Here is a 23,051-nt window from a genome sequence, read left to right as displayed (position 1 = left end):
CGGAAGGCGGCACGGCGAAGGTATGTACTGACAGGTGTCTGCCTCGGGCGGGCGCGGGCCGCGATGCTCGTGGCATGACGAAGAACAGCGTTCCGATCACCGTTTTCGCCCGTACGACGTCCAGCCCCGCCCACACCCACCGGGTGGTCGTGCCGATCGACCTCCCCCTGGTGTTCAAGGCGTGGGGGCCGTTCCCCGGTGTCGCGGAGGTGCGCGACCAGACCGGCGCCTGGGACCGGCCGGGGACCTCGCGCCAGACCTGGTTCACCGACGGTTCCAAGGCCGACGAGCGGCTCACCGAGGTCGTGGACGGGCACGGGTTCGCCTACGAGCTCAGCGGGTTCACCAACGTGCTGGCCAAGCTGGTCTCCGGGGTGCGCGGCGAGTGGTCGTTCCTGCCCGACGGCACCGGCACGTCGATCCGGTGGACCTACGACTTCCGCCCGCTGCCCGGCCGCCGCTGGATCGTCGCCGGGCCGTTCAAGCCGCTCTGGACCCGCTACATGCGGGCAGCGCTCGCCCGGATGGTGACCGTGGTGCAGGGTGCGTCGGGTGCGACCATGGAGGGGTGAGCGACCTGAGCTTCGGTGCCCTGGTGCGCGGGTGGCGCGACCGCCTCGACCCGGCTGACGCTGGCTACGCCCGGTCGGCGCGCAGGCGCGCCCCCGGCCTGCGCCGCGAGGAGCTCGCCGAGCTCGCCGGTCTTTCCCACGAGTACGTGCTGCGGCTGGAGCAGGGCCGGGCGACCAACCCGTCCGTCCAGGTGGTCTCGGCCCTGGCCCGCGCGCTGCGGCTCTCGCCTGCCGAACGCGACCAGCTCTTCCGCGCCGCGGGTCTGCTCGCGCCCCGCGACCAGACCGTCGGCACCCACGTGCCGCCGAGCATCCGCCGCCTCGTCGACCGCCTCGGGGACCTCCCGATCGGCGTGTTCGCCGCTGACTGGAGCCTGCTGCGGTGGAACGACATGTGGACGGCCCTGCACGGCGATCCGTCCGGTCTGCCGCCCGCCGAGCGCAACCTGGCCCGCGCCCTCTTCGGCACGGGCGAGGGCCGCTGGCACCTGCGCCCGGTCACCTCGACGGCCGGACCGTACGCGTTCGAGACCGCGATCGTCGCGGACCTGCGCGAAGCGGTCTCGCGCTACCCGGCCGACCCGGAGCTGGCGGCGCTCGTGGACGGTTTGCGGGCGGCCTCGCCCTTCTTCGGTGAGCTGTGGTCGGTGGCGGGCATGGGACAGCTCACCGGCGACCTCAAGACGATCAGCCACCCCGAGCTGGGTGACGTCACCCTGGACTGCGACGTGCTGACCGTGCCCGGTGTCGACCTGCGCATCGTCACCTACACGGCGGCCGGGGGAACCAGCGGTGCCGACCAGCTCGACCTCCTGCGCGCGTCCCGGCTCAGCGAGGCCCGCTGACGATCGAGCCGCCGCGGGAACCGGGCGGGCGACACGGTCCCACCCGGTCACGTCAGCGGGCCTGCCAGCGGGGCTCGCGCTTCTCCGCGAACGCTCGCGGGCCCTCGACGGCGTCCTCGCTGTGCATCCGCCGCTCCTCCCACTCGTACCTGGTCGCGAACGCGTCCCGCAGCGGCATCGTCACGGACGCGTGCGCGGCCTCCTTGATGGCGCGGACGGCGAGCGGGGCGCAGCGCAGGAGGTCGGCCACCCACGCGTCGACCGCGCCGTCCAGTTCGGACGGTGGCACGACCTCGTTGACCAGCCCCAGTTCGTACGCGCGGGTGGCGGTCAGGTCGCGGCCGGTCATCAGGTGGCCCAGGGCGGTGCGGAACGGGAGCTGGCGGGTGAGCCGGAACACCCCGCCCGCCCCCGCCACGAGCCCCAGCTTGGCCTCCGGCAGTCCGAACGTGGTGCGGTCGCTGGCGACGACGACGTCGCACGCCAGCGCGAGTTCGAACCCGCCGCCGAGCGCGTAGCCGTCGACCCGCGCGACCACCGGCTTGGTCAGCCAGAACCGCTCGGTGAGCCGCGGCCACCCCGGTTTGCCCCTGCTGCCGAACGTGCTCGGCCGCGCGGTGCCGTTCTCGTCGCGGTCGGCCAGTTCCCGGAGGTCCTGGCCGACGGAGAACGCGCGGTCGCCCGCACCGGTCAGCACCGCAACCCACAGGTCGTCGTCCTGCTCGAACTCGTCCCAGACCTCGCCCAGCTCCTCGTGCATCCGCAGGTTCATCGCGTTCAGCACGGCCGGGCGGTTCAGGGTCACGTGGGCGACGTGCCCGATCTTCTCGAAGTCCACCGTGGACGGCATCCGGTCTCCTCAGAACAGCGACGGGATCGGCTCGGCCCGCACGGTCAGCCACTGCCACTGGGTGAACTCGTCCCAGCTCTGCCCGGCGCCGTGCCTGCTGCCGTTGCCCGACGCGCCCCGGCCGCCGAACGGCACGAACGCGTTGTCGGAGATCGTCTCGCCGTTGACGTGCACCATGCCCGTGGCGAGCCGGTCCGCCAGGGCGAGCCCGCGGTCGACCGACCCGGTCCACACGGCCGCGACCAGCCCGTACTCGGTGCGGTTCGCCACCTCGACGGCCTCGTCCTCGTCCTCCACCACGATCACCGGGGCGACCGGGCCGAAGACCTCCTCGGTGAACGCGGGCATGTCGGCGGTGACCCCGGTCAGCACGGTCGGCCGGTAGAACGGGCCGTCGTGCGTGCCGCCGGTCCGCACCACCGCGCCCGCCGCCACCGTGTCGCGGACGATCCCGTCCACCCGCTCCAGCTGGGCCGGGGTGATCAGCGGTCCCAGCGCCACGTCGGCGCGCCACGGGTCGCCGACGACGAGCTTCTCCGCCCGCCGGACCAGCCGGTCCACGTACTCGTCGGCCACCTCCCGCAGCACCACGTGCCTGCCCGCCGCCATGCACACCTGGCCCTGGTGGAAGAACGAGCTCATCGCGCCAGCCGAACTCGCCAGGTCGAGGTCCGCGTCGTCCAGCACGACCAGCGCGTTGTTGCCGCCCAGTTCCAGCGACACCCGCTTCAGCGCGCCGCCCGCCTCGGCGCCGATCCGCCTGCCGACCGCGGTCGACCCGGTGAACGCGATCATCCGCACGTCCGGGTGCCCGGTCAGCGCCCGGCCCGCCTCGGCGTCGCCCGAGACGACCCGCAGCACACCGTCGGGCAGACCGGCCCGCTCGAACAGCGCGGCCAGCACGTGGCCGCCGGACACGTGCGTGTTCGGGTCGGGCTTGAGCACGACGGCGTTGCCCAGGGCGAGCGCGGGCGCCACCGCGCGCACGCCCAGCAGCAGCGGCACGTTCCACGGGCTGATGACCCCGACGACCCCGAGCGGCACCCGCCGCCCGAAGCTCCGCCTGCCCGACGGGTCCGCGAACAGCTCGCCGTGCGGCTGCGTGGGCAGCGACGCCGCCACCCACAGCTCGTCGAGCACGGAAGCGACCTCGCCCGCGGCCTTGGCCCGGATGGAGCCGGACTCCCGCACGATCCACTCGACGACCTCGTCGGTGTGCTCCTCCAGCACCCGCGCGGCCCGGCGCAGCACGGCGGCGCGCTCGACGGGGGACGTCGCGGCCCACGCGGGGTGCGCCGCGGCGGCCTCGGCCACCGCGGCGCGCACGTCGTCGGGGTCGGACAGCGCCACGCCGCCGAGCACCTCGCCGGTCGCGGGCTCGACCACGGCGCGGGTGTCCGGCCCGGCCGCGGTGGGGGTGACCAGGCGCGTCATTCGGCTGCTCCTCGGGGATGTCCGGTGATGGGCACTTCGACCAGCAGCGGCGCGGTCCGCTGCCCCGCCTTCGCGACGACCTCGACCAGCTCGGCGGCGTCGGCGACGCGGACGGCGTCCACGCCGAAGAACCCGGCCGCCACCGTGAAGTCCAGGCGGCCGAGGTCGAGACCGGGGTACTCGCCCGCCCTGGTGGCGCGGCTGCCCCAGGAGTCCAGCGTCTCCTTCAGGGTGCGGTACTCGCCGTTGTTCATCACGACGAACGTCACGGGCACGCCGTACCGCGCGGCGCTCCACAGCCCCTGCAACCCGAACAGCGTGCAGCCGTCGCCGAGGACGGCGACCACCGGGCGGGTGGGGTCGCCCATCCTGGTGCCGACGGCCGCGCCGATGCCGGAGCCGAGCCCGCCACCGACGGTGTGCACGTAGGAGCGCGGCCGGTCCTGGCGCAGCACGGACCTCAGGTGCACGCCGGTCGTGATGGCCTCCTCGACCACCACCGCGTCCGCGGGCAGCCCGGCCGCGACCGCGTGCGCGGCGGCGAGCGGGCTCAGGGGCGCGGGCCCGTACTCCGCCAGCGCCGCCCGGTCGACCTCGGCGCGGCGGGCCCGCACCCGTGCGCCGATCACCGCGGTCCGCTCGGCCGCTCCGGTCGGCGCGCCCGCCAGCTTCCGCACCAGCGCGTCCACCGTGGACCTGATGTCGCCGGTGAGGCCCAGCTCCACCGGGAAGTTCCGCCCCAGCTCGGCGCGGTCCGGGTCGAGCTGGAGCACGCGGGTGCCCTCGGGAACGGGAGAACCGGGCGTGTAGTGGTGCGCCATGAACGCGTGGCACCCCACGATGAACACCAGGTCGTGCCCGGCCAGCGCCTCGCGGATGCGCGCGTAGACCGGGGGCAGGCCGCCCGCGTGGAGGGGGTGCGAGGTCGGGAAGTCGATCCCGTCCGCCATCGGCTGGGAGAACACCGTGGCGCCCAGGGCCTCGGCGAGCGCCACCAGTTCGGCGACCGCGCCGTCGCGGCCCACCCCGTCACCCGCCACGATCGCCGGGTCGCGCGCCCCGGCCAGCAGCGCCGCCGCCTCGTCCAGCGAGGACGCGGCGCCCTGCGGCGCGATCACCGACCTCGCGGGCAGGTCCACGTCGACGTCCTCGGCCAGCAGGTCCATCGGGATCGACAGGAACACCGGCCCCGCGGGCGGCCGCACGGCCAGCGCGAACGCCCGGCGCAGCAGCAGCGGCAGGTCGTGCGCGTGCTGCACGTCGAACACGTGCTTCACCGCGGGCCTGGCCAGGCCGACCAGGTCACCGGAGAGCATCGGGTCGTGCACCAGGTGCCTGCGGTCCTGCTGGCCCGCGGTCACCACCAGCGGGGTCCGCGACCGGCTGGCGTTGAGCAGGCCGACGAGCCCGTTCGCCAGCCCGGCCGCCACGTGCAGGTTGAGGAACGCGGGCCGCCCGGTCGCGCGGGCGTAGCCGTCGGCCATCGCGACGACCGACCCCTCCTGGACGCCGAGCACGTAGTCGAGGTCGTCGGCGTCGACCAGCGCGTCGACCAGCGGCAGCTCGGTGGTGCCGGGGTTGCCGAAGACCTTGGTCACGCCCTCCTCCCGCAGCACGGCCAGCAGCGCGTCGACGGGTTTCACCGCGTCCCCTCCCCGGACCAGGACCGCCCGACCTTGGCGATCACGTCCTGGCTGTAGAGCCGCAACCCCTGGGCGAGCGCGAAGTCCGCCATGTACTCGCGGAACCGGTCGGCGGACTCGTCCGCGAGGTTCAGCATCCTGCGGTTGGCGACGACCGCCGCGTTGTCGAGGGCCCGCGCGCCGCGCTCCAGGGCCGCCCCGACCTGATCCGGTTCCACGACCTCGTCGCAGACGAACCGGGCCTCCGGTTCGCCCGCCCGGATCGTCCGCCCGCCCAAGATCACCTGCCTGGCGAGCCTGCCACCGGTCAGCTCGCCGATCCGCAGGTTGCCCGCGCCCGGCACGATGCCCTCCTGCGCGGCGGGCAGGCTGAAGAACGCGTCGGCCCCCGCGACCACCTTGTCGAACACCATCAGCAGCTGCATCCCGCCGCCGATCGCGAAGGTGTCGACGGCGGCGACCCACGGCTTCTCCGCCGTCCGCCGCGGCCAGGTCAGCGGGCTGTCCTCCAGGACGAGCCCGCGCTTGAGCTTGTTGATGAACCCCAGTTCGCGGCGCAGCAGGAAGTCGACGTAGGAGATCCGCCCCTGGTGCAGGTGCTTGAGGTTGATGCCCGCGCTGAACACCCTCCTGCCCCGGTACCTCGGGTGCGTCATCTCGCTGCCCCGCAGCGTCCCCACGCGCACGTCGTCGTCGAGCAGCACCAGGTCGACCGCCGTCTCCAGGTCCTCGACGAGCGCGTTGTCCTCGGCGTTGAGGCAGTGCTCGTTGTGGATGGTCAGGTGCGCCACGCCGTCGTGCCGCAGCACCCGGACGGTGCCCAGGTCCAGTTCGTCGACGCGCCCGAACTCCGCCAGCAGCCCGAGGGCGCGGGGGGTGGGGCGGCGCATCGCGTCCAGCAGGTGCGCGCCCACGTCGGGCAGGCGGAGCAGCTCGCTGAAGAAGACCGCCTGGTCGATCTCCCGGCCTTCCTTGTGCGCCTGGGGGAACCGCAGCTCCTCGGCGAGCTGCTCCGGACCGGGCACGAGACCCGGCACCAGTTCCGCCGCGCGCGCCACCAGCTCGTCCAGCCTCAGGTGGAGGGTGCGGTGGTCGGTCAGCTCGTCGTAGACCGCGGTCGCGTTGGCGCGCAGGAAACCCGCGCGCGACCAGCGGCTCGCGCGGTGCACCGCGTCCGCGACCCGCCGCTGGTCGGGGGAGCGGTCCGGTGCCGGACCGAGCGCGGCGAGCAGTTCCTCACCCCGGTCGAGGTGACGCCGCAGCGCCGCGGCGTCGGTGGCCGGGTCCCCGGTCGGGGAGGGGGACCCGGCCACCCAGCGCTCGACGTCGGTGTCCACCGCGCTGTCCGCCGTCATCGCGCGCTCTCCCCGCTCGCCCGTCGCAGGGTCCGGTCGCACGCCGCCAGGTGCGTGCCCAGCGCGTCCTCGAAGCTCGTGGTCGTCGCGTCCATCAGGAGCCTGCGCCGGATGGCCAGCTCCGTCCCGGCGAGGCCGCGGGCCAGCGCCGTCTGCGCCTCGACGGCGAAGTCGACGTCCTCGGTCAGCTCGTCGAGGATCCCCAGCTCCACCGCGCGGCGACCGGTGATCGCGGAGCCGAACAGCACGAGGTGGCGCGCCCTGGCGACGCCGAGCTGGTTCGCCAGCCGGTGCACCACCATGCCGGGCCACGGCTCGCCCGCCGCGACCGGCAGCGCGAGCCGCAGGCCCGGCGTGCCGATCCGGTAGTCGCACGACAGCAGCGCCTCCAGCGCCACCCCGGAGCAGTCGCCGTCGGCCACCGCGATGGTGACCGCGGCGAGCCGCTCCAGCCTGCGCAGCGCCCGCTCCCACTTGTTGACCAGGTGGACGCCGACGTCGCCCGGTCCACCGCCGTCGTTCGGCGAACCACCCAGCCGCAGCACGACCGCGGTGTCCGCGGCCGTGTCCTCCACGTTGTCGCACAGCTCCTCGACCGACGCGATCAGCGACGGCGACAGCACCCATCCGCTGTCGATGTCGAGGTAGAAGTCCGCGCGGTCGCCCAGATCGGACCGCGTACCGCCTGAAGACAATTCCCCACCACCTTGCCCGGCCCTCGCCGGATCAGTACCGCAGCAGCGCCGTCTCGATGGTCGAGCCGGGCCCCATCGTCATGAAGATCCCGTAGTCGCCCGGCTCGACCACGCCCTCCTGGAGCAGCCGCTCGTAGGAGAAGAGGAACGAGCCGCTCGACAGGTTCCCGTAGTCGCGCAGCACACCGGTGGTGTGCCGGACGTCGTGCCGGGTGAGGCCGAGGTTGACCATCACCGAGTCGACGACCTTCTTCCCGCCCGAGTGCACGATCCAGTGCGAGATGTCGCTGGGGCGCACACCCGTGCCCGCGAGCAGGCGGTCGAACACGACCTCCGCGTGGGCGCCCACCACGTAGGGCACCTCGCGGTCCAGGAAGAAGCTGAACTTGCCCTGCTCGTCGTCCCAGTCGTAGCGCATCGCGTCCACGGCCTCGGGGATGATGCAGCTCGCGAACTTGAGGATCGTGGGCCCCGGCTTCTCGCCGCCCTCCTCCGCCAGGAGCGCCACCGCGCCGGAGCCGTCGCCGAACAGGCTGTTCACCACCGAGGTGCGCATCGAGCCGTCGAACACGTAGGCCGCCGAGCACGCCTCCGCGCACACCATCACGGCCAGCTCGCCGGGGTGGGCGCTGGCCCAGCCCGCCACCGCGTTGAGGCCGTTGAGGCCCGCGTTGCACCCCATCCCGACCACGTCGAGCCTGCTGGTGTCCGGGCGCAGGCCCAGCTGCTTGATCAGCAGGGCGCTGAAGCCGGGCGTCAGGAAGCCGGTCGTGGTGACGCAGCACAGGTAGCGCACGTCGTCGAGCGTCGCGTCGGCCTGCTTGAGGCACGCCTGGAGCGCTCGCGCGCCCATGTCGATGCCGTCCTCGCGGTGCTTGCGGAGCAGTTCGCCCTGCGTCTCGGTCGACCGGGTGCCGTCGGGCAGTTCCGGCGGCAGGTGCAGGAACCGGCGGTCGATCGCGCTGTTCAGGAAGACCGACCGGATCCGGGGGTCCTCGACCTTGAAGATGTCCAGCACTTCCTGCTGCGTGTAGGAGAACGGCGGCGTGGCCGTGCCCACGCCGACGACCTTCGGCTTGACGTGCACGGGCCGGTCGTCGAGTACGACGCCCGAGGCGACGGGGTCACCGTCGATGCGAAGCAGTGTTCGGGTCATGTCCCACCCCGATCGGAAAGTTGCCGGATTTGTAACGTTTCGTGCCTGAACGGCGAACCGCTGCCGGGCGCGGCACAATCCACACCCACCGGACGGACCGTACCGAAAAAGAGCGTCGGACTGTTGTCGATCCTGTGTGAATAAGAGTTTTTTCGCGCAGTAGGGGTTGGTAGGGGTGGTCTAGGGGGACCTCTCGGAGAATGAGGGGTGAGGTGTTGGGGGAGTGCCAAGTAGCTTTCGGTCGGGACTCGAACGATCGTAAGGATTCGTAATGAACAAAATGCAGGTACGAGTGGGGACGGCCTTCGTCTCGGCGGTGGCGGCAGCGGCGGCCAGCGTCGTGCTGATCGGCCCGGCGGGTGCCGACGTCCAGGCGACGAGCTCCGCGGTCTACTCGTGCACCGAGCCGCCGTTCCCGGCGGGCGACAGCACGTGGAACCTCACGATCACGGCGCCGAAGTACGCGAACCTCTTCGACCCGATCCCGCTGGCCGTGGTGCTGGAGCCCGCGAGGCCCACGCCGGTGGAGATACCGGCCAACGGCGTCAAGGGCACCGTCGCCATCAGGGTCACGGGTCCGGAGAGCCGGGTCGTCACCGCCACGGGGCTCACCAACCCCACCGCGGTGCCGGTCGGCGAGCTGGCCGTCCTCACCGGCGGCAAGGCGACCGTCATCCCCGAGAAGACCGGGGTCTACAAGTTCACGCCCGCCTCGTTCGAATTGCGGACGTGGATGGACACGGTGCTCGCGTGCGTTCCGAAGGACGAACCTTCGGTCGCCGCGCAGACCAAGGTGATCGGCACCACTCCGACCGTGCCGCCCACGCCCTAACCCTTTCATTCTCACTGGGGTGGTGAATGCCACTTCGACTTCCGCGAGTGAAGTCGAAGTGGCCTCATCGCGCTGGTGGAACGTTTCTCCGCCTCGCTGACAAAAGGTGTTGGAATGCAGCAGGAAGAAAAGGTCGTCCAGTACCTCAAGAAAGTGACCGCCGATCTGCACCGGGCGCGTCAGCGGGTGCGCGAGCTGGAGGCGGTCGAGACCGAGCCGATCGCGGTCGTCGGCATGGCCTGCCGGTTCGCCGGTGGCGTGCGGACGCCGGACGACCTCTGGCGCCTGCTCGAATCCGGCGGTGACGCCGTCGGCGGCTTCCCGACCGACCGCGGCTGGGACCTCGACGCGGTCTACGACCCGGACCCCGCGCACGCGGGCACGTCCTACACCCGCGAAGGCGGCTTCCTGCGCGACGCGGGGGCGTTCGACGCCGGGTTCTTCGGGATCTCGCCGCGCGAGGCGCTGGCGATGGACCCGCAGCAGCGCGTCCTGCTGGAGACCTCGTGGGAGGCGCTGGAGCAGGCGGGCATCGACCCGGCCTCGCTGCGCGGCAGCCGGACCGGGGTCTTCGCGGGCACCAACGGCCAGGACTACGCGGGGCTGGTGAACGCCGCCGCGGAGGACCTGGGCGGCTACGTCGGCACCGGCAACTCCGCGAGCGTGCTGTCCGGCCGGATCTCCTACTCGTTCGGCTTCGAGGGCCCGGCCGTCACCGTCGACACGGCGTGCTCGGCGTCGCTGGTGGCCGTGCACCTCGCGACCCGGTCCCTGCGCGCGGGCGAGTGCGGGCTCGCGCTCGCGAGCGGCGTGACCGTCATGGCCACGCCCGGCGCGTTCATCGACTTCAGCCGTCAGCGCGGCCTCGCCGCCGACGGCCGCTGCAAGGCCTTCGCCGAGGCCGCCGACGGCACGGGCTGGGGCGAGGGCGTCGGCGTCCTGGTGCTGGAACGGCTCTCGGACGCCCGGCGCAACGGCCACCGCGTGCTCGCGGTGATCCGCGGCAGCGCGGTCAACCAGGACGGCGCGAGCAGCGGGCTCACCGCGCCCAACGGACCGTCGCAGGAGCGCGTGATCCGCCAGGCGCTCGCCGACGCGCGCCTGGAGCCCGGTGACGTCGACGCCGTCGAGGCGCACGGCACCGGCACGAAGCTCGGCGACCCCATCGAGGCGCAGGCGCTGCTCGCCACCTACGGCCGCGACCGCGAGACCCCGCTGTGGCTGGGGTCGGTGAAGTCCAACATCGGGCACACGCAGGCCGCCGCGGGCGTGGCGGGCGTGATCAAGATGGTGCAGGCGCTGCGGCACGGCGTGCTGCCCAGGACGCTGCACGTCGACCGGCCCACCTCGCACGTGGACTGGACGGCGGGCGCCGTCGAGGTGCTGGTCGACGCCCGACCGTGGGACCGGGGCGACCGCCCCCGCCGCGCGGGGATCTCCGCGTTCGGCGTCAGCGGCACCAACGCGCACGTCGTGATCGAGGAGGCCGAGGAACCGCCTGCCGACGCCGACCCCGCGACCGCCCCGGCCGTGCTGCCCTGGGTGTTCTCCGCCGCGTCGCGGGAAGCCCTGCGGGAGCGGGCCGGGCAGCTCGTGTCGCGGGTGGACGGTCAGGACGTCGAGGCGCTGGACGTCGCCCGGTCGCTGGTGCTGTCGCGGTCGACGTTCGCGCACCGGGCCGTGGTGGTGGGCCGCGGCTTCGCCGCGCTGCTCGACGGCGCGCGGTCCCTGGCCCGCGACGAGCCCGCCGCCGCCGTGGCGCGCGGCGAGGCCGTGCGCGGCGACGACCGCGTGGTGTTCGTCTTCCCCGGCCAGGGGTCGCAGTGGCCGGGCATGGCGGTGGACCTGCTGGCCTCCGCACCCGTCTTCGCCGACCGGATGGCCGAGTGCGCGCTCGCGCTGGCGCCGTTCGTCGACTGGTCGCTGCTCGACGTCCTCGCCGACGCCGAGGCGCTGGAGCGGGTCGACGTCGTGCAGCCCGTGCTGTGGGCCGTCATGGTGTCGCTCGCGGAGCTCTGGCGCTCCTACGGCGTCGAGCCCGCCGCGGTGGTCGGCCACTCCCAGGGCGAGATCGCCGCCGCCTGCGTCGCGGGCGCGCTGTCGCTGGACGACGCCGCGCGCGTCGTCGCCCTGCGGTCCCAGGCGATCCTCGCGCTCTCCGGCACCGGCGGCATGGTGTCGGTGGCGCTGCCCGCCGACGACGTGCGCGCGCTGACCGCGCGGTACGCGGGGCTGTCGGTGGCGGCCGTCAACGGTCCGGCGGCGACCGTGGTGTCCGGTGACGTCGCGGCGCTGGACGCGCTGCTGGCCGTGTGCGAGGCCGACGGCGTGCGCGCCCGGCGGCTGCCGGTGGACTACGCGTCGCACTCGGTGCACGTGGAGGCGCTGCGCGAGCGGCTGGCCGAGGTGCTGGCGCCCGTCGTGCCGCGCCGCGCCGACGTGCCGTTCTACTCCACGGTCGAGCAGCGCTACGTCGACCCGACGTCGCTGGACGCCGAGTACTGGTACCGGAACCTGCGGCAGACCGTCTGGCTGGAGCCCGCGGTGCGCACGCTGACCGAGGACGGCGTCGGCGCGTTCCTGGAGGTGAGCCCGCACCCCGTGCTGACCACGGCGGTGCAGGACACCGTGGAGTCGGCCGACGGGCTCGCGGTGGTCGGCGGCTCGCTGCGGCGCGACGACGGGGGCCTGAGCCGGTTCCTGCTGTCGGCGGCCGAGCTGTGGACGCGGGGCGTGCGCGTCTCGTGGTGCCCGCTGGTCGAGGCGGGCCGACCGGTGGACCTGCCGACGTACCCCTTCCAGCGGCAGGACTTCTGGGTCACCGCCGCCACCGGGACCGGTGACGTCACCGCGGCGGGGCTCGGCACGACCGGGCACCCGCTGCTCGCCGCGGCGGTCGAACTGGCCGACACCGACGAGGTGCTGCTGACCGGCAGGCTCTCGACGGGCTCGCACCCGTGGCTGGCCGACCACGAGGTGCACGACGCCGTCCTGCTGCCCGGCACGGCCTTCCTCGACCTGGCCGTGCGCGCGGGCGACGAGACCGGCTGCGACCTGGTCGAGGAGCTGACCCTGGAGGCGCCGCTCGTGCTGCGGGCCGCCGCCGCGCACCGGGTCCAGGTGCGGGTGTCCGCGCCGGACGCCGCAGGCCGCAGGCCGGTGTCCGTGCACAGCCGCTCCGACGACGCCGACGGGTGGACGCGGCACGCGAGCGGTGTGCTCGCGACGGCCCCGGCCCCCGCCGGGGACGACCTGGCCGAGTGGCCGCCGGTCGGCGCCTCGCCGGTCGCGGTCGACTCCCTGTACGACGGCCTCTCCGCGCGCGGCCTCGGCTACGGGCCGCTGTTCCGGGGGGTGCGGGCGGCGTGGCGGCGCGACGGGGACGTCTTCGCCGAGGTCGCGCTGCCGGAGGGCGCCGACGTCGACGGCTTCGGCGTCCACCCCGCCCTGCTCGACGCGTGCCTGCACGCGCTCGGCCTCGGCGACCTGCTGCCCGACGACGGCCAGGCGCTGCTCCCGTTCTCCTGGAACGGGGTCCGGGTGTTCGCCGCGGGCGCGTCCGCGCTGCGGGTCCGGCTCTCGCGCGCCGGGGACCACGTCTCGCTGCTGGCGGCCGACGCCACCGGTGCGCCGGTGGTCGCGGTCGACTCCCTGGTCCTGCGCCCGGCCGCGGCCCGGCAGGCGGACGGGGTGTTCGACTCGCTGCACCGGGTGGCCTGGACGCCGCTGGCCGCGCCGGAGGAGCCGACGGCCACCGACGACTGGGCCGTCCTCGGCGCGGGCGACGGCGTGACGAAGGCGCTCGCCGCGCGCCGCTCGACCTTCCTCGACCTCGCCGAGCTGGTCGCGGCCGTCGACGCGGGCGCTCCCGTGCCCGGCACCGTGCTCGCGCCGTTCGTCGCGGACGCGCCGGTCGACGCCGCCACCGCGACCCTGTCGGCCGTGCGCCTGCTCCAGGGCTGGCTCGCCGACACCCGGTTCGCGGGCTCGCGGCTGGTGCTGGTGACCAGCGGGGCCATCGGCGCACTGCCCGGCGAGGACGTGCCGGACCTGGCGCACGCCGCGGTGTGGGGGCTCGTGCGCTCGGCGCAGTCGGAGAACCCGGACCGGTTCGTGCTGCTGGACCTCGACGACGCGGCCTCCGCCGACGTGGTGCCGTCCGCGCTGGCGACCGGCGAACCGCAGCTCGCGGTGCGGTTCGGCCGGGTGCGCGCGGCCCGGCTGGCGAAGGCGGTGGCGGGCGGTTCGCTGGTGCTGCCCGACGACCGCACGCCGTGGCGGCTCGACGCGGGCACCAGGGGCACGCTGGAGGACCTGCGGCCGGTGCCCGCCCCCGACTCGACGCTCCCCCTGGCAGCCGGGGAGGTCCGGGTCGCGATCCGGGCGGCGGGCGTGAACTTCCGCGACGCGCTGATCTCCCTCGGCATGTACCCGGACCGGGCGCTGCTGGGCAGCGAGGCGGCCGGTGTCGTGGTGGAGGTCGGCGACGGCGTGGACTCCCCGCGCGTCGGCGACCGGGTGATGGGCCTGTTCCAGGGCGGGTTCGCGCGGTTCGGCGTCTCGGACCACCGGATGCTGACCCCGGTGCCCGCGGGCTGGTCGTTCGTGCGGGCCGCCTCGACGCCGATCGTGTTCCTGACGGCGTTCTACGCGCTGCGGGACCTGGCCGGGCTGCGGTCCGGTGAGTCGGTGCTGGTGCACGCCGCCGCCGGCGGTGTCGGGATGGCGGCGGTGCAGCTCGCTCGGCACTGGGGTGCGGAGGTGTTCGCGACCGCGAGCCCCGGCAAGTGGGACGCGCTGCGCGACCTCGGGCTGGACGACGAGCACCTGGCGTCCTCGCGGGAACTGGGCTTCGCCGCGGGGTTCCCGTCGGTGGACGTGGTGCTGAACTCGCTGGCGCGGGAGTTCGTGGACGAGTCCCTGGGGTTGGTGCGTCCCGGTGGCCGGTTCGTGGAGATGGGCAAGACCGACGTCCGCGACCCAGGGGCGGTGGGCGACGTGCGGTACCGGGCCTTCGACCTCGTCGAGGCCGGACCGGACCGCATCCAGGAGATGCTGCGCGAGATCGTCGGGCTGTTCGAGCGCGACGTGCTGCGACCGCTGCCCGTCCGCACGTGGGACGTGCGGCGGGCACCGGAGGCGCTGCGGTTCGTCAGCCAGGCCAAGCACGTCGGCAAGGTCGTGCTGACCGTGCCGGGCCGGTGGGACGACGGCGGCACGGTGCTGCTCACCGGCGCGACCGGCGTGCTGGGCGGACTGCTCGCCCGCCACCTGGTCACCGAGCACGGCGTGCGCGACCTGCTGCTGCTCAGCCGCAGCGGCCGGGACGGCGCGCCGGGCCTGGCGGAGGAGCTGACGGCCCTCGGCGCACGGGTCGTGGTCACCGCCTGCGACGTCGCGGACCGCGACGCGCTCGCCGCGGTGCTCGCCGGGGTCCCGGCCGACCGGCCGCTGACCGCCGTGGTGCACGCGGCCGGTGTGCTCGACGACGCGACGGTCGAATCGCTGACCGAGGAGCAGGTCACCTCGGTGCTGCGGTCCAAGGTGGACTCGGCGCTCGCGCTGCACGAGCTGACGCGGGACGCGGACCTGTCGGCGTTCGTGCTGTTCTCCTCGGCCGCGGGCACCTTCGGCGGGCCGGGGCAGGGCAACTACGCGGCGGCCAACGTCGTCCTCGACTCGCTGGCGCAGCACCGCCGCGCGCACGACCTGCCCGCGCTGTCCCTCGCGTGGAGCCTGTGGGGCGAGGCCAGCGGCATGACCGGCCACCTCACCGACGCCGACCTCCGGCGGATGGCCAAGGGCGGTGTGGTGCCGCTGTCCAACGAGCTGGGGCTGGCGCTGTTCGACGCCGCGGGACGGCTGGACGAGACCCTGCTGGTGCCTGCCCGGCTGGACACGGCGGCGCTGCGCGCCCAGGCCGACTCCGGTGTCGTGCCGTCGCTGCTGCGCGGCCTCGTCCGGACGACCGCGCGGCGGACCGCCGTCACCGCGGCCGAGCCGGGCGGCGCGTCGCTCGTCGAGCGGCTGGAGCGGCTGGCCGAGCCCGAACGCGACCGCGTGCTGCTGGACCTGGTGCGCTCCAACGCCGCCGCGGTGCTCGGCCACGCGGACAGCGGGACCGTCGGCGCGAACCGGGCGTTCAAGGAACTCGGGTTCGACTCGCTGACCGCGGTGGAGCTGCGCAACCGGCTCAACGGCGCGACCGGGCTGCGGCTGCCCGCCACGGTGATCTTCGACCACCCGAGCCCGGCCGCGCTCGCCGCCCGGCTGCGCGGGGACCTGCTGCCCGAACCGGAGCCCGCGCCCGACGCGGACACCGACGACGGCGCCGACCTGTTCGACGACATGGACGTCGCGAGCCTCGTGCAGCGGGCGCTCGACACGACCGACTCCTGAGCGGGAACCAGAGGACTGGGAACAGATGACTACCTCGAACGAGCAACTGGTCGAAGCGCTCCGGGCGTCGCTGAAGGACAACGAGCGGCTGCGCAGGCAGAGCCGCAAGCTCAGCGAACCCATCGCCATCGTCGCGATGAGCTGCCGGTTCCCCGGCGGCGTCTCCTCACCGGACGAGCTGTGGCGGCTGCTCGTCGACGAGGGCGACGCGGTGTCGGGCTTCCCGACCGACCGGGGCTGGGACCTCGACGGGCTCTACGACGCCGATCCCGAGCGGGCGGGCAAGAGCTACGTCCGCGAGGGCGCGTTCCTGCACGACGCGAGCGCGTTCGACGCGGCGTTCTTCGGGATCTCGCCGCGCGAGGCGCTGGCCATGGACCCGCAGCAGCGGTTGCTGCTGGAGACGTCGTGGGAGGCGCTGGAGCGGGCGGGGATCGACCCGGTGTCGCTGCGGGGCACCAGCACCGGCGTGTTCGCGGGCCTGAGCGGGCACGACTACGCGGCGGCGATGGCGGACGTGCCGGAGTCCGTCGAGGGCCACCTGATCACCGGCAACTCGGCGAGCGTCGTGTCGGGCCGGGTCGCGTTCACCTTCGGGTTCGAGGGGCCGGCCGTCACGGTGGACACGGCGTGCTCGTCGTCGCTGGTGGCGCTGCACCTCGCGGTGCAGTCGCTGCGCCAGGGCGAGTCCTCGCTGGCGCTGGCCGGTGGCGTGATGGTGATGTCGACGCCCGCGCTGTTCGTCGAGTTCAGCCGTCAGCGCGGCCTGGCCGAGGACGGCCGGTGCAAGGCGTTCTCGACGACGGCCGACGGCATGGGCGCGGGTGAGGGCGTCGGCGTGCTGGTGCTGGAGCGGCTGTCGGACGCCCGCCGCAACGGCCACGAGGTGCTGGCCGTGATCCGCGGCTCGGCGGTGAACCAGGACGGCGCGTCGAACGGCCTGACGGCCCCGAACGGCCCGTCGCAGCAGCGCGTCATCAAGGCGGCGCTCGCCAACGCGGGACTGTCCACGTCGGACGTGGACGCCGTGGAGGCGCACGGCACCGGGACGAGGCTCGGCGACCCGATCGAGGCGCAGGCGCTGCTGGCGACCTACGGCCAGGACCGGTCCACGCCGCTGTACCTGGGGTCGGTCAAGTCCAACATCGGGCACTCGCAGGCGGCGGCCGGGGTCGCCGGTGTCATCAAGGTCGTCCTGTCGCTGCGCCACGGGCTGCTGCCCAGGACGCTGCACGTCGACCGGCCGACCACCCACGTCGACTGGTCGGCGGGCGCGGTCGAGCTGCTGACCGAGGCGCGCCCGTGGGAGGCGAACGGGCACCCGCGCCGCGCGGCCGTGTCGTCGTTCGGCATGAGCGGCACCAACGCGCACGTGATCATCGAGGAGGCCGGTCCGGTCGAGTCCGAACCGGCACCGGACGACGGTCCCGCCGTGGTGCCGTGGGTGCTGTCCGCGACCTCGCGCGACGCGCTGCGCGCGCAGGCCGAACGGCTGCTGTCCTCCGTGGGGGGTGAGCGGGAGGTGGACGTCGCGGCCTCGCTCGCGACCACCCGGTCCGCCCTGCCGTTCCGGGCCGTGGTCGTCGGAGCCGACCGCGCCGCACTGGTGTCCGGCCTGACCTCGCTCACCTCCGACGACCCCGCCGTCGTCCACGGCCTCAGCGCCGACGCCCCTCGGGTCGCCTTCGTGTTCCCCGGCCAGGGGTCGCAGTGGGTCGGCATGGGCGTGGAGCTGCTGGAGCACTCACCCGTGTTCGCGGCGCGCATGGCGGAGTGCGCGGCGGCGTTGGCCGAGTTCGTCGACTGGGACCTGATCGCGGCTCTGTCGGACGCGGAGGCGTTGGAGCGGGTCGACGTCGTGCAGCCGGTGCTGTGGGCGGTGATGGTGTCGCTCGCGGAGGTGTGGCGCTCCCACGGCGTCGAACCCTCCGTGGTGGTCGGCCACTCGCAGGGCGAGATCGCCGCCGCCGTGGTGGCCGGTGGTCTGTCGCTGGCCGACGGCGCTCGGGTGGTGGCGCTGCGGTCGCGGGCGATCCTCGGGCTGTCCGGCACCGGCGGCATGGTGTCGGTGGCGCTGCCGGTGGACGGCGTGCGCGAGCTGATCGGCCGGTGGCCGGGACGGCTGTCGGTGGCGGCGGTCAACGGGCCCACGGCGATCGTGGTGTCCGGCGACGCCGAGGCCCTCGACGAGCTGCTGGCGGCCTGCGAGGCCGACGGCGTCCGCGCGCGGCGCGTCCCGGTGGACTACGCGTCGCACTCGGCGCACGTGGAGGCGCTGCGCGGCGAGCTGCTCGACGTGCTCGGGCCGGTGCGCCCGCTCGTGCCGCGCGTGCCGTTCTACTCCACCTCCGACACGGCGTTCGTCGAGTCCGCGGCGCTCGACGCCGAGTACTGGTACCGCAACCTGCGGCAGACGGTTGAGCTGGAGTCGGCGGTGCGGGCGCTGGTGGCCGACGGGGTCGGCGCGTTCGTGGAGATGAGCGCGCACCCGGTGCTGACGGGCGCGGTGCAGGACTCGGCGCCCGCCGCGGTGGTCGCGGGGTCGCTGCGGCGCGGTGAGGGCGGCCTGGAGCGGTTCCTGACCTCGGCGGCGGAGCTGTGGGTGCGCGGTGTCGCGGTCGACTGGACGCCCGCCGTGCGCGGAGGCCGCCGGATCGCGCTGCCGACGTACGCGTTCCAGCGCGAGCGGTTCTGGCTCGACTCCGGCACGGGCACCGGCGACGTGTCCTCGGTCGGCCTGGAGGCCACCGGGCACCCGCTGCTCGGTGGCGCGGTCCGGCTGCCCGAGGGTGACGTGCTGCTGACCGGGCGCCTGTCGACGCGCACGCACGGCTGGCTGGCCGACCACGCCGTGAGCGGCACGGTCCTGCTGCCCGGCACCGCCTTCGTCGAGCTGGCGCTGCGCGCGGGCGACGAGGTCGGCTGCGACCTGCTGGAGGAGCTGACCCTGGAGTCGCCGCTGGTGCTCACCGGCGGCGACGGCGTCCAGGTCCAGCTCCGCCTCGACCCCGAGGACGGCCGCCGCAGGGCGTTCACCGTGCACTCCCGGCCCGACGAGTCCGACGGCGGCTGGACGCGGCACGCGAGCGGCGTGCTCGCCGGGGGCGCGAGCCCGGCCGGGTTCGACCTCGCGCAGTGGCCGCCGCCCGGCGCGGAGGTGGTCCCCACCGACGGCCTGTACGACGACCTGGCCGCGGCGGGCTACGGCTACGGGCCCGCGTTCCGGGGTCTGCGCGCCGCGTGGCGCCGGGGCGACGAGGTGTTCGCCGAGGTCGCGGTCCCGGACGGGGTCGACGTCGCCGGGTTCGGGCTGCACCCGGCCCTGCTGGACGCCGCCCTGCACGTGAACGCCGCCGCCGCGGGCTCCGAGGGCGGGTTGCTGCCGTTCGCGTGGACCGGGATCTCCTTGCACGCCGTGGGCGCGTCGACGCTGCGCGTCCGGCTGCTGCCCGCCGACCCGGAGGGCGTGACCCTGGAGGTCGCGGACGGCGTCGGAGCCCCCGTGGCCACGGTGCGGTCGCTGGTGTCGCGGCCGGTCGCGGTCTCCGGACCCGCGCCCGCGCGGCCGGACTCGCTCTTCCGGGTCGACTGGACGCCGCTCGCCGCCGAGCCCGCCGAGCCGGTCCGGTGGACGGCACTGGCCTCCGTGGAGGACCTGGCCTCCGTCGAGGGCGACGTGGTGGTGCACGCCTGCGCGACCGGCGGCGGCGACGCCGACGCGGTCCGCGCCGCGAGCCACGACGCGCTGCGCCTGCTCCAGGCGTGGCTGGCCGACGAGCGGTTCGCGGACTCCCGGCTCGTCCTGGTGACCCGCGGCGCGGTGAGCACCGAGGTGGCCGAGGACGTCACCGATCTGGCGCAGGCGGCCGTGCGCGGCCTCGTCCGCTCGGCGCAGGCCGAGCACCCCGGCCGGTTCGTGCTGGTCGACGCCGACTCCGGCCCGTCCCACGACGTGCTGTCGGCCGTGCTGGCGACCGACGAGCCCGAGGTCGCGGTGCGCGGCGGCGGCCTGCTCGTGCCCCGGCTGGCCAGGGCCGCCACGAGCGCGGCGCTCACCCCTCCCGCAGGCTCGCCGCTGTGGCGGCTCACGTCCGTCCGCGGCGGCACGCTGGACGGGCTGGAGCTGCTGCCCGTCACCGCCGAACCGCTCGCCGCGACCGACGTGCGGGTGGCGGTCCGGGCGGCGGGCGTGAACTTCCGGGACGTGCTGATCTCCCTGGGGATGTACCCCGGTGCCGCCACCATCGGCGGCGAGGCCGCGGGCGTGGTGCTGGAGGTCGGCGCGGACGTGCGCGACCTCGTGCCGGGCGACCGGGTCACGGGCCTGTTCACCGGCGCGTTCGGCCCCGAGGCGGTCGCCGACCACCGGATGCTGGTCGGCATCCCGGACCACTGGTCGTTCGAGGTCGCGGCGTCCGTGCCGGTGGCCTACCTGACCGCCTACTACGGCCTCGCCGACCTCGGCGGGCTCGCCCCCGGACAGTCGGTGCTGGTGCACGCCGCCGCCGGTGGGGTGGGGATGGCGGCGGTGCAACTCGCTCGGCACTGGGGTGCGGAGGTGTTCGCGACGGCGAGTCCCGGCAAGTGGGGGGTGCTGCGCGAGCTGGGTCTGGATGACGAGCACGTGGCGTCGTCGCGTGATCTGGGGTTCGTGTCGTCGTTCCCGTCGGTGGACGTGGTGCTGAACTCGCTGGCGCGGGAGTTCGTGGACGGCTCGCTGGGGTTGGTGCGTCCCGGTGGCCGGTTCGTGGAGATGGGCAAGACCGACGTCCGCGACCCAGGGTCGGTGGGCGACGTGCGGTACCGCGCGTTCGACCTCGCCGAGGCAGGCCCCGACCGCATCCAGGAGATGTTCGCCGAGGTGGTGGCGCTGTTCGAGGACGGTGTCCTGCACCCGCTCCCGGTGCGGACCTGGGACGTGCGCCGCGCCGCCGAGGCGTTCCGGTTCATGAGCCAGGCCAAGCACGTCGGCAAGGTCGTGCTGACCGTGCCGCGCCCGCTCGACCTCGACGGCACCGTGCTGATCACCGGCGCCACGGGTGCGCTCGGCAGGCTGGTCGCCCGGCACCTCGCCGGGCAGGGCGTCCGGAACCTGCTGCTGCTCAGCCGGTCCGGCCCCGAGGCCGCTCCGGAGCTGGCGGACGAGCTGGCCGCGCTCGGCGCGCGGGCGACGGTCGTCGCCTGCGACGCCGCGGACCGCGCCGCGCTCGCCCAGGTGATCGAGGGCCACCGGCTGACCGCCGTCGTCCACGCCGCGGGCGTCCTCGACGACGGTCTGGTGGAAGCGCTGACGCCCCACCGGCTCGACGCCGTCCTGCGGTCCAAGGTGGACGCCGCGCTCGTGCTGCACGAGCTGACCGAGGACCTGGACCTGTCGGCGTTCGTGCTGTTCTCGTCCATGGCCGCTGTCCTCGGTGGTACCGGCCAGGCGAACTACGCCGCCGCGAACGCCTTCCTCGACGGCCTCGCGGCGCACCGCAGGGCGCACGGCCTCCCGGCGGTCTCGCTGGCCTGGGGCCTGTGGGCCGAGCGCGGCGGCATGACCGGCCACCTCGACGCGGCCGACCTCAAGCGCATCGCCCGCGGCGGCATCCTGCCGCTGACGGCGGCGGACGGGCTCGCCCTGTTCGACGCGGGCCTGCGGGCCGAGGATGCCCTCCTCGTGCCGGTGCGGCTGGACGCGGCGGCGATCCGCGGCAGGTCCGGGCCGCTGCCCGCGATCTTCCGCGGCCTGGTCAGGACGTCCACCCGGCGCACGGCACAGGCCGTCGGCACCGCGGGGCACGGCTCGGACCTGGCCAGGCGGCTCACCGCCCTGCCGGAGGGCGAGCGGCACCGCGTGCTGCTGGAGCTGGTGTCCGCCAACGCGGCCGCCGTGCTCGGCTACGCGAGCGCGGACGCGATCGAGGCGGACCGGGCGTTCAAGGACATCGGGTTCGACTCGCTGACCGCGGTGGAGCTGCGCAACCGCCTGGCCACCGCGACCGGTCTGACCCTGCCCGCCACGCTGGTCTTCGACCACCCGACCCCCGCGGCGGTGGCCGGACACCTGCGCGCCGAGGTGCTCGGCGAGACCGTCGTCGAGGTGCGCGAGCAGACCACGTCGGCCACCGACGAGCCGATCGCGATCGTGGGGATGAGCTGCCGGTTCCCCGGTGGGGTGCGGTCGCCGGAGGACCTGTGGCGGTTGTTGGTCGAGGGTGGTGACGCGGTGGCGGGGTTCCCGGACAACCGCGGTTGGGACCTCGACGGGCTGTACCACCCGGACCCGGAGCACGTCGGCACGTCGTACACGCGGCAGGGCGCCTTCCTGCACGAGGTGGGTGACTTCGATCCGGGGTTCTTCGGGATCTCGCCGCGTGAGGCGGTGGCGATGGACCCGCAGCAGCGGTTGCTGCTGGAGGCGTCGTGGGAGGCCGTCGAACAGGCGGGCATCGACCCGACGTCCCTGCGCGGCACCCAGACCGGGGTGTTCGCCGGGTCCACCGGTCAGGACTACACGGCGCTGGTGGACTCCGTGCCCTCCACCGTCGAGGGCCACCTGGTCACCGGCAACGCGGGCAGCGTCGTCTCCGGCCGCGTCTCCTACACCTTCGGGCTGGAGGGCCCGGCGGTCACGATCGACACGGCGTGCTCGTCGTCGCTGGTCGCCCTGCACCTGGCCGCGCAGTCGCTGCGGCAGGGCGAGTGCACGCTGGCGCTCGCGAGCGGCGTGACCGTCATGTCGACGCCGGGTTTCTTCCTGGAGTTCAGCCGTCAGCGCGGTCTCGCCGCCGACGGCCGGTGCAAGGCGTTCTCGTCGGCCGCGGACGGCATGGGTGCCGCCGAGGGCGTCGGTGTGCTGGTGCTGGAACGCCTGTCGGATGCCCGCCGCAACGGTCATGAGGTGTTGGCGGTGGTGCGCGGTTCGGCGGTGAACCAGGACGGCGCGTCCAACGGGCTGACCGCGCCGAGCGGTCCGTCGCAGCAGCGGGTGATCCGGCAGGCACTGGCGAGCGCTGGTCTGTCCACGTCGGACGTGGACGTGGTGGAGGCGCACGGTACGGGCACGAGGTTGGGTGATCCGATCGAGGCGCAGGCGTTGTTGGCGACCTACGGGCAGGACAGGTCGACGCCGCTGTTGCTGGGATCGGTGAAGTCGAACATCGGGCACACTCAGGCCGCCGCGGGTGTGGCGGGTGTGATCAAGATGGTCCTCGCGATGCGGCACGGTGTGGTGCCTGCGACGTTGCACGTGGACGAGCCGACGCCGCAGGTGGACTGGTCGGCT

Annotated in this window: 11 protein-coding genes; 5 read left to right on the top strand and 6 right to left on the bottom strand. The window is 74.4% G+C overall.

Annotated features, from left to right (window positions below; genetic code table 11):
• Nucleotides 1-74: 74 nt before the first annotated feature.
• Both VFZ92_RS27270 and VFZ92_RS27265 read left to right on the top strand, forming a co-directional pair.
• Complete coding sequence (locus tag VFZ92_RS27270) at nt 75-572, top strand: SRPBCC family protein (protein ID WP_330878896.1); 498 nt, start codon at nt 75-77, stop codon at nt 570-572.
• Nucleotides 569-1,417 (top strand): helix-turn-helix transcriptional regulator, encoded by an 849-nt coding sequence (locus VFZ92_RS27265; RefSeq protein ID WP_330878895.1) that lies wholly within the window; start codon nt 569-571, stop codon nt 1,415-1,417. Before VFZ92_RS27270 ends, VFZ92_RS27265 begins: the two co-directional genes overlap by 4 nt.
• A 52-nt stretch (nt 1,418-1,469) precedes the next feature.
• Here the strand turns inward: VFZ92_RS27265 and dpgD are convergent, their stop codons facing one another.
• Genes dpgD through dpgA form a run of 6 tightly spaced genes read right to left on the bottom strand, consistent with a single transcriptional unit; the run spans nt 1,470 to nt 8,550 of the window.
• Nucleotides 1,470-2,267 carry an enoyl-CoA-hydratase DpgD gene (gene dpgD / locus VFZ92_RS27260; protein WP_330878894.1) on the bottom strand — a complete coding sequence of 266 codons (798 nt, stop codon included), beginning with the start codon at nt 2,265-2,267 and terminating at the stop codon, nt 1,470-1,472.
• Nucleotides 2,268-2,276: 9 nt separating this feature from the next.
• Nucleotides 2,277-3,701, bottom strand: a complete 1,425-nt coding sequence (locus VFZ92_RS27255; RefSeq protein WP_330878893.1) for an aldehyde dehydrogenase family protein — start codon at nt 3,699-3,701, stop codon at nt 2,277-2,279.
• Nucleotides 3,698-5,344 (bottom strand): thiamine pyrophosphate-binding protein, encoded by a 1,647-nt coding sequence (locus VFZ92_RS27250; RefSeq protein WP_330878892.1) that lies wholly within the window; start codon nt 5,342-5,344, stop codon nt 3,698-3,700. Before VFZ92_RS27250 ends, VFZ92_RS27255 begins: the two co-directional genes overlap by 4 nt.
• Complete coding sequence (dpgC, locus tag VFZ92_RS27245; protein ID WP_330878891.1) at nt 5,341-6,699, bottom strand: (3,5-dihydroxyphenyl)acetyl-CoA 1,2-dioxygenase DpgC; 1,359 nt, start codon at nt 6,697-6,699, stop codon at nt 5,341-5,343. Before dpgC ends, VFZ92_RS27250 begins: the two co-directional genes overlap by 4 nt.
• On the bottom strand, nt 6,696-7,394 hold the full coding sequence (gene dpgB, locus VFZ92_RS27240) for an enoyl-CoA-hydratase DpgB (protein WP_330878890.1): 699 nt from the start codon (nt 7,392-7,394) through the stop codon (nt 6,696-6,698). Before dpgB ends, dpgC begins: the two co-directional genes overlap by 4 nt.
• A gap of 31 nt (nt 7,395-7,425) precedes the next feature.
• Complete coding sequence (gene dpgA, locus VFZ92_RS27235; RefSeq protein ID WP_330878889.1) at nt 7,426-8,550, bottom strand: 3,5-dihydroxyphenylacetyl-CoA synthase DpgA; 1,125 nt, start codon at nt 8,548-8,550, stop codon at nt 7,426-7,428.
• A 271-nt stretch (nt 8,551-8,821) separates the two neighbouring features.
• On the opposite strand from dpgA, the gene VFZ92_RS27230 reads away from it, so the two are divergent.
• The 3 genes from VFZ92_RS27230 to VFZ92_RS27215 form a co-directional block, all read left to right on the top strand.
• Nucleotides 8,822-9,382 carry a hypothetical protein gene (locus VFZ92_RS27230; protein ID WP_330878888.1) on the top strand — a complete coding sequence of 187 codons (561 nt, stop codon included), beginning with the start codon at nt 8,822-8,824 and terminating at the stop codon, nt 9,380-9,382.
• Nucleotides 9,383-9,496: 114 nt separating this feature from the next.
• Entirely contained in the window at nt 9,497-15,781 is a 6,285-nt protein-coding gene (locus VFZ92_RS27225) for a type I polyketide synthase (protein ID WP_330878887.1), read from the top strand.
• Nucleotides 15,782-15,806: 25 nt separating this feature from the next.
• Nucleotides 15,807-23,051 (top strand): SDR family NAD(P)-dependent oxidoreductase (locus VFZ92_RS27215; RefSeq protein WP_349257061.1); only part of this gene is annotated, 7,245 nt, incomplete at its 3' end.

Source organism: Umezawaea sp. (assembly GCF_036375055.1).
In the GTDB taxonomy this organism is placed as follows: Bacteria; Actinomycetota; Actinomycetes; order Mycobacteriales; family Pseudonocardiaceae; genus Umezawaea.
The sequence above is the reverse complement of the archived record's forward strand: the minus strand, read 5'-3'. Positions and strand labels throughout refer to the sequence as shown.